Source organism: Candidatus Hydrogenedentota bacterium, assembly GCA_018005585.1.
Taxonomy (GTDB): domain Bacteria; phylum Hydrogenedentota; class Hydrogenedentia; order Hydrogenedentales; family JAGMZX01; genus JAGMZX01.
In genome coordinates this window covers 43495-56567 of sequence record JAGMZX010000020.1, presented here as the reverse complement: position 1 = coordinate 56567, position 13073 = coordinate 43495, and the positions used below count along the sequence as shown (strand labels likewise).

Here is a 13073-nt window from a genome sequence, read left to right as displayed (position 1 = left end):
CATGCCTGTGCCGGGGCCTTGGGGTCCGTTCTGCGGCGCGAACCCGGAACTGCGGATGGTGTCTCAAGGATGAAAGAGCAGGGGTTTGTGAGCCATAGGAGAGCCGAACCATGTGGAATCGATATTCAATGATATCTGTGCTGTGCTTGGCGGTGCCGGCGTGCGCATGTCTCGCGGGTGCCGCGGCGGCCCAGTCGGGCGCGCAGTGGATGGACCGCGACGCCATCTGGCTGGAACGCACGGACGGCGGCGTGCGGGTCCACTACGCGGTCGAGAATCCCGGCAGCCGCACGGTGGAACGGCAATTGCATTTTCGCGTGGCCGACCTGAACGGTTACGACCTGCTGGGCAAGTCCGAGGCGGTATCACTGCCGCCGGGCCGCCACGAGCGGGTCATGGAGATTTCCGTGCCGCTGCCCGAGGCGCGGGTGCCGGAATGCTTCCTGGAATACCGTTTTCAGGCCTTTGGCGGGGAGGAGCGGGCGGCCATGCGCGTGATCGACGCGCTGCCGCAATTGGAGACGCGGCTCGTTGCCTCGCGCGACTTCCTGGTGGGCAGTCAGGCTTCGCTACGGATTGTTGCGCTGGACCACGCAACGCAAAAGCCCGTGCCCGGCGCGCAGGTCGAAGTCCGGCTCAAGAGCGAAGCGGGGGAACGCACGGTCCTTACCGCGACGACGGACGCGCGAGGAACCATCGAGCAGCGGTTCGATGTGCCCGCGGACATGACGGGTCCGGCCGAACTGACGGCCCGCGTGACGGCGCCCGGGCTTGGCGAGGACAGTGTCACGCAGCCTGTGACGGTGCAACGCAAGACGAAGGTGCTGCTTACGAGCGACAAGCCGCTTTATCAGCCGGGGCAGGTGATACATCTACGCGCGCTGAGCCTTGATATGGCTGCGGGCAGGCCGGTGGCGGAACGCGACGTGGTCTTTGAAGTCATGGACGCGAAGGGGAACAAGGTTTTCAAGAAGACGCAGCAGACGGATGCGTTCGGCGTGGCTTCCGCCGATTTTCAACTGGCCACCGAAGTGAACCTCGGGCCGTATATCGTGCGCGTGCTGCTGGACGATGTCACCACGGAGAAACAGGTGACCGTCGACCGGTACGTGTTGCCCAAGTTCGAAGTCAACATCACGACGGACCGCGAGTATTACCTGCCGGGCGATACGCTGAAAGGCGAGGTGCAGGCCGACTACTTCTTCGGCAAGCCCGTTGCCGGCGGGAAAGTGACGCTGACGGCGTCGAAATTCGAGATCGAGTTCGCGGAATTCGCGTCGCTGGAGGGCACGCTCGACGCAAACGGCCACTGGGCCTTTGAAACCAGGCTGCCCGACTACTTTGCGGGTACCCCGCTCGAACAGGGCCAGGCCTCGGTACGCCTGGAAGGCGTGGTCGTCGATACGGCCGACCACCGCGAAGAAAAGGTGGTCATGAAATCCGTGGCGGCGGCCGCGCTTGCGATTCATGCCGTGCCGGAAGGCGGCAAGCTGCGTCCGAACCTGGAGAACCGGGTCTATCTGCTCGTGGCCTATCCCGACGGCACGCCCGCGCAGGCGGCCGCAGTTACTGTGGTCATGCCCGGCGCGCCCCAGCCGCTTAACATACAGACCGATACGGTCGGCGCGGCGGAATTCTCGATAATGCCCGCCGACGCGAATCCCACGATGGTCATGGTGCAGGCGCGGGACCGCGAAGGCCGCACGGCGGAACAGTCCATCACGCTCGAGGTCGAAGGCGGCGCGGAAAGCCTGCTGCTGCGGCCTGAACAGGCGCTGTATAACGTGGGAGATACGCTGCGCGCGGAAGTCTTCGCGACGAAACCGGCGGGGACCGTTTACTTTGACCTCATCCGCGACGGCCAGACCATGATGACCCGAACCGCGGACCTCGAGAATGGCCGCGCGGCACTCGAACTGGATCTGGATGCCACGCTGTCGGGCAGCGTAATCCTGCAGGCGTACACCTTCACACCCGGCACGGACCTGCTGCGCGACGCGCGGCGCCTGTACGTGAATCCCGCCGACGCCCTGCGTATCGCCGTAGCGCTCGACGCGGAAACGTACAAGCCCGGCGATGAAGCGACGCTGCAGTTTTCGGTGACGGACGGGGGCGGCAACGCCGCGGCGGCGGCGCTCGGCATTTCCATCGTCGATGAGAGCGTGTTCGCGTTGCAGGAGATCCACCCGGGCCTCGAGAAGATCTATTTCACGCTCGAGCAGGAGATCATGAAACCGCGTTTCGAGATTCACGGGTTCGATATCGACACGCTCATCAAGGAGCCTTCCGCATGGCGCCCGGAACAGCAGCAGGCCGCGCGCGTGCTGTTGGCGTCCGCGCCCGACCTGCCCGCGCCGCCGATCCAGGTGAACACCTTCCGTGAGAAGGAGGCCGCGGCGAATCGCGCCATCGCGGAGCGTATTCACCGGGACGTCGAGCATATCGAGAAAGCGGTGGCCAAGCTATTGGATGACGAAGGGAAGCCGCCTAAGGATGTGTTGAAGGCGCTGCTCCGCAAGCGGCTGCTCCGCGAGAACGAACTCCTGGACCCGTGGGGCCGGTGCTACGAATTCGATTTCAGCAATGTGCAGGAATGGGGCGGCGCCTTCAGCGTTCTGTCCTATGGGCCGGACGGACTCAAGGGTACGAATGACGACATCGGGCCGGACACCCCTTGGGCGCGGGAGTTCCTGGCAGGGGGCGGGCGCGCGGTCGGTGGCGGCATGGGCGGATTCGGCGGCGGCGGCGCGGACCTGTTTTTCATGGGCGAACCTCCCATGGAGCGGCGCATGAAGGTGTTCGCCGCGATGGCGGTGCCGGAGATGGCGCAATTGGACGGTGTGGCCGTGGGCGGCATGCTCGCGGAGACAATGCCGGCCGCGCCCAGTGCCGCGCCCGGTGCCGCTCCGGTGCGTGTGCGCGAGTATTTCCCGGAGACGTTGCTGTTCGTGCCTGCGTTGATCACCGACGCGCAGGGGCGCGCCGTGCTGCCGCTCACGCTTGCGGACAGCATCACCACGTGGCGCATGACGGCCATGGCCAACGCCGCGAACGGCGCCCTCGGCAGCATGGACGCCCCGATCCGTGTGTTCCAGGACTTCTTCGTGGACATCGATTTGCCCGTGGCCCTGACGCAGCACGACCGCGTATCCATCCCCGTCGTGCTCTACAACTACCTGGACACGCCGCAGGATGTCCGCATCGTGTTCGAGGCCGCGCCCTGGTTCACGCTGGACGGACCCACCGAGCAGACGATCAACCTCGGTCCGGGCGAAGTGGTCTCCCGCTATTTCCCAATCGAGGTCGTCGAATTGGGCAAGCACAAGCTGACGGTCTACGCCTACGGCGCGAAGCTCAGCGACGCAATCCGGCGCGAAATCGAGGTGCTGCCTGACGGCGAGAAACAGGAAGTGACGTTCAGCGACCGGCTCGACGCCGACGTGACCCGTGTCATTACGATCCCCGCCAATGCCGTGCCGGGCGCGAGCAAGATTCTCGTGCGCGTCTATCCCGGCGTGTTCACGCAAGTGGTGGACGGTCTCGACAGCATGCTGCAAATGCCGTTCGGTTGCTTCGAACAAACGAGTTCGGTGACTTATCCAAATATCCTTGTAGTGCAGTACATGAAGGCGACCGAACAGATCAACCCGGAAATCCAGATGAAGGCCGAGGGCTTTATCAACGCCGGGTATCAGCGCCTGCTTTCCTACGAGGTCGACGGCGGCGGGTTTTCCTGGTTCGGCGACGCGCCCGCGAACAAGGTGCTGACCGCGTGGGGCGTGAAGGAGTTTTTCGACATGGCGCAGGTCCACGAGGTGGACCCGAACGTCATCGCCCGGACGCGTGACTGGCTTTTCGCGCAGCAGCAGGGCGACGGCTCGTGGAAACCCGACGAGAGCTACCTGCACGCGGAGTCCTGGGCCAATATCCAGAGCGGCACGCTGCTGGTCACCGCGTACATCGCCGAGGCGCTGCTGAGCAGCGGCGAGAGCGACGCGCGCATGGACAAGGCGGTCGGCTACCTGCGCGCGAACTGGCAGGAAGCGAAAGACCCGTACACGCTGGGGCTGGTCGCGAACGCCGTTGCGGGGTGGAACCCGCGGGACGCGTTCACCGCGCAAGTGCTCCAGGCGCTATATGACCTGCGCAAGGAAGACGACAAGACGGCACATTGGGAAAGCGAACAGGAGACCGTCACGTTCAGTCACGGCAACGCCGCGAATATCGAGGCGACGGCCCTCGCGGCGATTGCCTTCCTGCGCGCGGGCAAGTATCCCGAAACGACAACGAAGGCGCTGACGTATCTGATCCAGCAGAAGAGCGCGGATGGGACCTGGGGCGGCACGCAGGCCACGATCCTCGCGCTGAAGGCGCTGATCCTCTCGCTCGGCAGCCAGACGGAAAAGGCCAGCGCGAGCATCGCCGTGACGATCAACGGCGAAGAGGCCGCGAAGCTGAACGTCACGCCGGACGATTGCGACGTCATGCGGCTGGTAGACCTCGGCGACAAGACGCGACCCGGCGATAACACGGTCAGTATCAGCTTCGCGGGCGAAGGCGCGATGCTCTACCAGATTGCGGGCCGGTATTTCACGCCTTGGGCCGACAAGCCGGCGCGGCAGGACGCGCTGACCATCGGCGTAGCCTATGACAAGACCGCGTTGGCCGTCGATGACACGGTGACGGTCTCCGTCACGGTGACAAACAACGAGCCCGTGGCCGCGAACATGGTCATTGTCGACCTGGGCATACCGCCGGGCTTCCAAGTCATGACGCCCGACCTGGACAAGCTGGTCGAGAGCGGGGTCATCCAGAAGTATGAATTGACGGGCCGCCAGATCATCACGTACTTCGAGAAGATACAGGGTGGAGCGACGCTGGAATTCAGCTACACGATCCGCGCCAAGTTCCCGTTGCGGGCGCAAACGCCGCCGTCGACGGTCTACCAGTATTACAACCCCGAAGTGCGCGCGGACGCGCAGCCCGTTGACTTGGTGGTCGAGTAACGGAATGCCTGTGATTCAGCGGGTTGCCGCAAACCCCGTACGGTAACCCGCGAGGTCAAGCGTGACATACCGATAGCCGGCGCGCGTGATCGCGCCGGTTATCGTTTGCCGCGTACCCGGCTCCAGCAGCTTCGCAAAGTCGGCAGGGTCGATCTCGATCCGGCAGAGATCGCCGTGGTGCCGCGCCCGATATTGACGGAAGCCGAGCGTGCGCAGGACTTCCTCGGCCTGCTCGACCTTCGACATTTCCTTTGCTTCCACACGCGTGCCGACAGGGAACCGCGACGACAGGCACGCGAAGCTGGCCTTGTTCCATGTGGGCAGGCCGCGCCGCCTGCTGAGCGCACGGATGTCGTCCTTCTTGAAATCAAGCTCCGCGAGCGGCGCGACGACGCGATGTTCGCGCGCGGCCGTTGCGCCGAGACGCGTCGCATCCAGGGAATCGTCCGCGTTTTCGCCGTAGGCCAGCACCCGCACGCCGTGTTCCCGCGCGAACGTGTCCATCTTCGTGAACAGTTCGCCCTTGCAGACGTAGCAGCGGCGGCCGTCGTTCCTCAAGTACTCTTCGTTCTCGAATTCCTGCGTCTTGATCAGCGTCAGACGCCAGCCTCGCGCCTCGGCCAATGCCGTGGCTTCCGCGACCTCGGAGCGGGGGATGCTCGGCGAGTCCGCCAGCACCATGTGCGCGTTTGCACCGAGCGCTTCATGGGCCACGTCGGCGAGATAAGCCGAATCGACGCCGCCGGAATAGGCGATCGCGACCGCGCCATACCCGGCCAGACGACGCTTCAGCGATTCCTCTTTCGCGATCAAGCTGCCTGATACCGTCTCTACGGCCATTCAAGGGTCCCTTGGTTTCCTGCGGCTCTGTTCAGGGAACGCGCGCCGGTTCCGGGCGCATTCCCCGCATTGCGTCCTGCCATTCCACCCCCGGCAGTATGCCGTGTACCGTGTCCAGGTGCGCGCGCGTCAGTTGGACGGGCAGGACGCGGTTGGTGAGATTAGCCCCGCTCTGGACGGCGACGCGGACATAGTCCTCCGTGTAGCCGGTCCAGTACGGGCCTTCCTGGTGCTCGAAAAGCACGTTTACCGTGCGGCCCAAGCGCCCGTCAATGAAAGCGCGCTCCTTTTGAGCGCTGAGCTTGCGTATGCGCGCGCTGCGACGGCCCGTGACACGTGAATCTACCGCGCTTCCCATGCGCGCCGACGCCGTGCCCGCACGCTCGGAGTACCTGAACACGTGAGCATAGAAACACGGGCTCTCCTCGAAGAGCGAGCACGTCTCCTCGAAGTCTTCGTCGGTTTCGCCGGGAAAACCCACGAGGATATCGGTGCCGGCCCCGAGATCCGGAACGCGCGCCGCCGCGCTGCGCGCGAAATCGAGAAACTCCCGGCTCGTGTACCTCCGCCCCATCGCTTTGAGCACGCGGTCAGCACCGGACTGCATCGGGAGATGCAGATACGGCACGAGCCGGTGCCCCGGGTCGGCCATGCGGTCGAGGAGCGCCTCCGGCGCCGTCGTAGGCTCGATGGAACTGATGCGGATACGCGCAAGCCCGTCGAGTCCGTCCAGGAGGTCGACAACATCGACCAGCGTGTGTCCCGCGTAGTCGTACAAGCCCACATTGACGCCCGTGAGCACGATTTCCTTTGCGCCGCGCGCCACGAGTGAGCGCGCCTCGCCCAGCAGGTTGTCCAGGTCCCGCGAGCGGGCCCGCCCGCGCGCGAAGGGGATGACGCAGAAGCTGCACATGAAATCGCAGCCGTCCTGCACCTTCAGATTGGCGCGGCGCGACAGGGGCGTGTCCGTCGCGGCAAAGGCGATGCTGAAATCGTTGCGCACGAAGCGGTCACGGACTATCAGCGGCGTGGTGTTCTTGCCCGCCGCCACATAATCGAGAAGATGCAGCTTTTCCTGGTTCCCAATGATCAGGTCGATGCCGGGGATATCCGCCAGCGTGTTCGCGCCCATCTGCGCATAACAGCCGATGACTGCCGTGTAGGCTTCAGGATTCCGGCGGATAAACTGGCGCACCAGCTTGCGCGACTTCGCATCCGCTTCCTGCGTCACCGTGCAGGTGTGAATGACGCCGAGGTCCGCCGCTTCGCCGAAGGGCGCTATCTCATAGCCTGCGGCGGTCAGCATTTCCGCAAGCAGGGCGGACTCCGCCTGGTTCAGGCGGCAGCCCAAGGTGTGGATGGATGCGCGTTTGTGACAAGCCGGACACATTGCGAGACTCAACGCTTGGAGATGATGGAAATACCCGCCAAGTATACCTGCGCGCGGTGGTCTGTCACAAACCCGGACGCGCCTCTTCCTCCTCCGGAGGGTCGTCACAGCGCCTGAAGGCCGCCGAATTTGTGCTCCAGATAGCGCAAGAAAGCCTGCGGATCCGGTTCGCGCCCCGTTGCGTCGCGCACGATTTCCACGGCGCGCTTGCGGCGCCCGATCCGGTGTACCTGTTCGCGCAGCCAGTCCAGCAGTGGCGCGAAATCGCCCGACGCGACGTGCGACCAGAGGTCCGGAATATCCTCGCGGACCTTTTCGAAGAGTTGAGCCGCGTACAGGTTGCCCAGTGCGTAGGTAGGGAAATACCCCATCGATCCGTGCGACCAGTGGATGTCCTGGAGACAGCCGTGCGCGTCGTCCGGCACGTCCAAGCCCAGGTAGGCCTTCAACTTTTCCTTCCAGAGCGCGGGTACGTCCCTGGCTTCGATGTGCCGCTCGACCAGGGCAGTCTCGATTTCGAAGCGCAGGATGATGTGCAGGTTGTAGGTGCATTCGTCCGCCTCGACGCGGATCAGCGACGGCTGCACACGATTCACGGCGCGGTACACGGCTTCGGATTCGATGCCATGGGCCTGCGCGGGGAAATGACGCCGCAGCAGCGGCGCGCACCAGCGCCAGAAGGGCAGGCTGCGGCCGATGAGGTTTTCCCACAAACGCGACTGCGATTCGTGGATGCCGAGCGACGGCGCCTCCGCAAGGACGGTGCGTTCGTCTTCGGGGGGGAAACCCTGCTCGTAGAGGGCGTGCCCGGCCTCGTGCAGGGAGCCCATCAGCGCGGAGAACGGGTCGCGGAGATTGAACCGCGTCGTGATCCGCACGTCGCGGATCCCGAAGTTCGTCGTGAAAGGGTGCGCCGACTTGTCTTGCCGGCCCGCGTCGAGGTCGTAGCCTGTCGCGCGCAGCACGTCCATCGTGAACGCCCATTGCCCGGCCTCGGGCCACTCCTGGTCGAGCCACGCGCACTCGGCCATCCTGTCCGGCATGGCGGCGCGCGATACGAGATCCTGCTGTCTCGGGGCCAGTTCCTCGAATAGAGCGCGCAGATGCGCGGTCGTCATGCCGCGCTCGTAATCCTCGAGCAGCGCGTCGTAGGGGGTGTCCGCGTAACCGTGGTAATCCGCTTTCTGGCGGAGCAGGTCGACCATCGTTTCGAGATGTGGCCGGAACGCCGCGAAATCCGATGCGCGCCGCGCATGCGTCCACGCTTCATAGGCCTTGCTCTGCTCTTCGGCGAAGCGGCGCACGAACGATTCGGGCAACTGCTTTGCGCGCGTGTAGTCGTAGAGCGCTTCCGCGACGAACGCACGTTCGTCCGGCGCGAGTCTGTCACGCTGTTCATCCAGTTCATGCAGGAGCGCGCCCATTTCCGGCGCGGTCAGCAGCCGGTGCGCGAGGCCCGAAAGCGTGGCCAACTGCTGACCGCGCGCCGCCGCGCCCTTCGGCGGCATGTACACCTCCTGGTCCCACGACAGGACCGCGAGAGACGCCTTCAGGTCCGCATACTCGCCGTATCGCGCCCGCAAATCCTGCGTTTTGGCTTCCAGCACAAGGGTTTCCTCCGCTTTGGCCGTCAGGCGCCGCGCGTGGACGTTCGTTCCAGGCGCCGGCCCGTTCAGCGGACTGCAACAGACCATAACGAGAGCGCCGAAGTCAACCGCCGCCTGGTGACGTTGTTCCGTTTCGATTGTAGAGTACAACGAACAACAAGAAAGACCGGGCGCCGCGACCGTTGCGGCGACAGGGAGTTGAGGGCATGGACTTTGCAGACCAACTTGCCGAAGTGATTACAACCTTTGTGACGGACCTGCTCGAGGCCGTGTTCGGCCTGGTTACGGAAATACTGCAGGGGATAATCGATGGGTTCGAGGGCGACTTCGGTGAATAGGGCGGGTCAGAAACCCTGCGCTGCGGGGAAAGCCGCGAATCAAGGCGGGAAGCACGGGTTTTGTCGAGGCTGTTCTTGAAACAGTCGGGCAATTCGTGAACGGTCTGTTTGACGCGATTGGCATTGACGCGACGCTTGACCCGGTCACTATCGGGTAAACGCGCGGCATGGCCAAAGCGCGGTGACTACACGCAAGTCAGATAGGCTTCCTTGATCCGTTCGACGAAACTGGTCTGGTCCTGTTCCCAGTACCAGTTTGAGAAGATCTCGACCTCGATGTCGCCGTGAAAACCGGTTGCCTCGACCCATGCGCGGATGCCCCGGATGTCGATGCAGCCCTCGCCCATCAGACCGCGGTCGTTCAGGAGGTCCCGCGTTGGCGTTCGCCAATCGCTGACGTGGAAGGAGAAGATAGAGCGGCCGGCCCGCTCGATCTCCGGCTTCAGGTACGGGTCCCACCAAAGGTGATAGACATCTACCGTCACGCCGACCCAGTCGGAGTGCAGCGCGGTCACCATGTTATTGGCCTGTTCGAGCGTGTTGACGGCGCACCGGTCGGCCGCGAACATGGGATGCAACGGCTCAATCGACAGCCGGACGCCGGCTGCCTGCGCGTGGGGCAGCACCGCCGCGATCCCGTCTAGAATCTGCTGCCGCTGCTCCGCGAGGGGTAACCCCGGTGTCGCGCCGCAGACCAGCACAATCAAGCTGGTTCCCAGCGCCGCCGCTTCGTCGATGATACGCCGGTTCTCGTCCTTGGCCTCCTGGCGCTCGCGAGCGTTCGTGCCCGTGAAGAAACCGCCCCGGCACAGGCTCACGATGCGCAACCCCGAATCTCGCAGGCGCTTCGCGGCCTCCAGCGCGCCGCAGTCCTCGTAATGCATGCGCCAGACGGTCACGGCGGGTATGCCGGCGCGCGTGTAGCCGTCGATAATCTGCGTCAGAGACCAAGGCTTTGTGGTGATCGTGTGCAGGCACAGGCGCGAAAAATCCGTGAGCGGCGCTGTCATGTCGAAAACCCTCTTCCCGCTGTTCAGTCCAAATCCGGCACGTCGACCCAGGCGCGTTTATTCCAGCTTTCGATGCCCAGTTCCGCAAGCTGCACGCCTTTCGCTCCCTCGCGCAAGTCCCAGCGGAACGGTTCGTCAAACGCCACGTGACGCAGAAACAACTCCCATTCCGTCTTGAATGCATTGTCGTACTGCACATTTGACGGCACGGGCATCCAGCCCGAACGGAAATCGATCGGGTTCGGGATGTCCGGGTTCCAGACCGGTTTCGGCGTTTCGGCGTCATGTTGCACCCAGCACTCGCGCAGGCCCGCGACCGCGGAACCGCGGACGCCGTCCACCTGCACCGTCAAGAGGTCGTCGCGCCGCACGCGCGTGCACCACGACGAATTGAAATGACAGATGACGCCGCGATCGGTGAGGAAGGTCGCGTATGCGGCGTCGTCGGCGTCCGAGTCATAACGCTGGCCCTGCTCGTCCCAGCGTTCCTTGATGTGATTTGCGCCCAGACAGGTCAGCGCCGTCACGTTGCCGAAGAGGTTGTCGATGAGATAGCGCCAGTGGCACAGCATGTCGAAGATGATGCCGCCGCCGCCGGCCTTGCGATAGTTCCACGATGGGCGTTGCGCGGACTGATGCTCGCCGGTGAATACCCAGTATCCAAACTCACCCCGCACAGCCAGGAGTTCGCCGAAAAAACCGGTGTCGATCAGGTACTTCAGTTTCAAGAAGCCGGGCAGCCAGAGCTTGTCCTGCACGACTCCGTGTTTCACGCCCGCTTCGCGCGCGGCTTCGTATAATGCCATCGCTTCGCGTACGGTCATTGCCACGGGCTTCTCGCAATAGACGTGTTTGCCCGCGCGGATAGCCCGCATGACACCGTCGTAACGCTGCGGGGTGCTCTGCGCGTCGAAATAGACGCTGTACCGGTCGTGCCGCAGCACATCGTCCAGGTTGGTTGACCATGGCAGGTCGCCATGCGTGTGCGAGAGGCGGCGGAGCTTGTCCCCGTTGCGGCCCACGAGCACGGGGAGCGGCATAATGACATCGTCATCGCCGACCTTGATGCCGCCCTGAATCTGAATCGCGAGGAGGGACCGGATCAGGTGCTGATTCGTGCCCATGCGCCCCGTGACGCCGTTCATGATGATGCCCATTTCGTGTGTGCTCATGGCGATTGTTCCTTGCGGCCCCGCTTCGGACTGTGGCTACTATAGCAGATGGCCGGAATCTCGCGAAGTCCACACATGACCCGTGCGCGGTTCAGATGGAGACTCCGGGCCAGATGGTTGGGACCGCCGGCGTGTGCGCGAACCAGCGATCCAGCCAATTGAACGCGTGCCGCTTGGCCACCGGCGGGAACGCGTGCTCTCCCGGGTAGTCAAAGAGGGTGAACCGGTCGCCGGCGTTGTGTTGCCGGTAGGCATCGTGGGCCGCAACATACTGGCCGATGATGTCGTCTCGCGCGAACTCCGACTCGGTTCCCATGACCAAGAGCGGACGCGGCGCGGTCAGGACCATCAGCGATTCAAAATCGACGGGAACCGGCAGGCGCCTGTCCTCCAGGTAAGGACGGAATCCGGGGAGGTAGACGTAGGACGAAACCGGGCGGCCCTGCGGGTCAGGCGGACGGGACCAATGGCTGGTGTCGCGCACCCACGATAATTGGCCGCCGTTGGATACTGCGGCGGCAATCCGGTCGTCGAAGGCGGCCGCAAACAGCGTCGTATGCCCGCCCAGGGAGTGGCCCATGCACGCGATGCGCGTTGGGTCCACGGCATCGACCGTTCTCAAGAAGTCCACGCTGCGCATGACGTCCCAAATGTTCTTTCCGACCATGGACCACTGGGGATGCTGCTTGTAGAATGCCGTTGAATCGTAGTGCTGCGAACCGGCGGGGATCCGCTCCCCATCGCCCCAGAGGTCGATACAAAGCGTAATATAGCCCCAGCGCGCGAGTTCGAGACCGTAGGCCCGGCTTTCCATGGGACCGCCGGGCGGGCTGCCGGGCGTCTTTCCGGTCACCCCCGCGGTGCAGTTTTTGCCTGCGCCGCCGGTCGTCGAGTGCGGGCAGATGACCGCGGGAGAGGCGCCTTCCCGTGCCGATTCGGGCACCAGCAGATACGCGGTAATCCAGTCGTCTTCTTCGCAGCGGAAACGCACGTGTCTGCAATCGATGCCCTGAATAGGGGCACGCTCCCGGAATTCGGCATCGAGTGCCGGCGCTGTGTCGGGAAAAGGCCCCAGAAGGCCAAGCCATCGGGAACGAAGCGCAGCCGCGTCGGCCAGTGTTGCCGGCGGCGGGACTGTGCGGTCGCCCTCCAGCGTGCCTGCGGCCGCCGCCGCAGCCGGACCCGCCACACACGCTGACAGGAAAGTGCGGCGCGTACTTCTGTTCTGGTCCCTGTGGCATGCCCTTTTCAAGAGGTTTGGCCCTTGTCGCGCGTTTTCGGGGTGCGCCCCCGTTTCCCGTGCAGTTTGTGGAACGCCTTGCCGCCGGGGAACAGTCTTGCCATCTCCTTGGGATACAGCCGCAGCAATCGCTCCCACATGAAGTGCGTCAACTCGCGCCGCGCGTCCGCCGCCATCTCGACGAACAGAACGCCAAAACGCAGTCCACCCTCGCTGCACGGCGCGGGCGCCTCGGCGCGCACCACGCGTGCCCGGACAACGTGCGGCTCCTGTTCGGGGAGCGCGAGGCATATGTCGAGCATCTCGTTCAACTGCAGCGGTATTCCGGTTTCGAGCAGCGCGCCGCCGGTGCTGATATCGACAAGCAGCATGCTCTCCGCCCTGCCCGCGGCGATACGACGCACAGGCGCGGGCACGCTCATGGGGATGCGCCACGTGCGCCGCCGTTCCGCGCCGCTGATGTTCGGCGC

At 64.3% G+C, this 13073-nt stretch carries 8 protein-coding genes; 1 reads left to right on the top strand and 7 read right to left on the bottom strand.

The window, feature by feature from the left end; translation table 11 throughout:
• Positions 1–128 precede the first annotated feature (128 nt).
• Positions 129–5006: a hypothetical protein gene (locus KA184_05460; GenBank protein ID MBP8129008.1), complete on the top strand. Its 4878-nt coding sequence runs from the start codon at positions 129–131 to the stop codon at positions 5004–5006.
• 15 nt (positions 5007–5021) lie between these two features.
• Here KA184_05460 and larE read toward each other — a convergent pair whose 3' ends face one another.
• The 7 genes from larE to KA184_05425 all read right to left on the bottom strand — a co-directional run.
• Positions 5022–5846 carry an ATP-dependent sacrificial sulfur transferase LarE gene (gene larE / locus KA184_05455; protein ID MBP8129007.1) on the bottom strand — a complete coding sequence of 275 codons (825 nt, stop codon included), beginning with the start codon at positions 5844–5846 and terminating at the stop codon, positions 5022–5024.
• Positions 5847–5877: 31 nt separating this feature from the next.
• A complete protein-coding gene (gene mtaB / locus KA184_05450; GenBank protein MBP8129006.1) occupies positions 5878–7236 on the bottom strand; it encodes a tRNA (N(6)-L-threonylcarbamoyladenosine(37)-C(2))-methylthiotransferase MtaB in 1359 nt (452 codons plus the stop codon).
• Positions 7237–7340: 104 nt separating this feature from the next.
• On the bottom strand, positions 7341–8930 hold the full coding sequence (locus KA184_05445) for a carboxypeptidase M32 (protein ID MBP8129005.1): 1590 nt from the start codon (positions 8928–8930) through the stop codon (positions 7341–7343).
• A gap of 436 nt (positions 8931–9366) precedes the next feature.
• Positions 9367–10191 carry a sugar phosphate isomerase/epimerase gene (locus tag KA184_05440; GenBank protein MBP8129004.1) on the bottom strand — a complete coding sequence of 275 codons (825 nt, stop codon included), beginning with the start codon at positions 10189–10191 and terminating at the stop codon, positions 9367–9369.
• Positions 10192–10214: 23 nt separating this feature from the next.
• A complete protein-coding gene (locus tag KA184_05435) occupies positions 10215–11363 on the bottom strand; it encodes a Gfo/Idh/MocA family oxidoreductase (protein MBP8129003.1) in 1149 nt (382 codons plus the stop codon).
• A 91-nt stretch (positions 11364–11454) separates the two neighbouring features.
• Positions 11455–12354 (bottom strand): alpha/beta fold hydrolase, encoded by a 900-nt coding sequence (locus KA184_05430; protein ID MBP8129002.1) that lies wholly within the window; start codon positions 12352–12354, stop codon positions 11455–11457.
• A gap of 257 nt (positions 12355–12611) precedes the next feature.
• Positions 12612–13073: PilZ domain-containing protein (locus KA184_05425; protein MBP8129001.1), on the bottom strand; the 462-nt coding region annotated here is incomplete at its 5' end.

Coding starts and splice junctions, on each gene's coding strand:
- KA184_05460 (MBP8129008.1), top strand. CDS start 129: ATGATATCTGTGCTGTGCTTGGCGGTGCCGGCGTGCGCATGTCTCGCG.
- larE (MBP8129007.1), bottom strand. CDS start 5,846: ATGGCCGTAGAGACGGTATCAGGCAGCTTGATCGCGAAAGAGGAATCG.
- mtaB (MBP8129006.1), bottom strand. CDS start 7,236: ATGTGTCCGGCTTGTCACAAACGCGCATCCATCCACACCTTGGGCTGC.
- KA184_05445 (MBP8129005.1), bottom strand. CDS start 8,930: ATGGTCTGTTGCAGTCCGCTGAACGGGCCGGCGCCTGGAACGAACGTC.
- KA184_05440 (MBP8129004.1), bottom strand. CDS start 10,191: ATGACAGCGCCGCTCACGGATTTTTCGCGCCTGTGCCTGCACACGATC.
- KA184_05435 (MBP8129003.1), bottom strand. CDS start 11,363: ATGAGCACACACGAAATGGGCATCATCATGAACGGCGTCACGGGGCGC.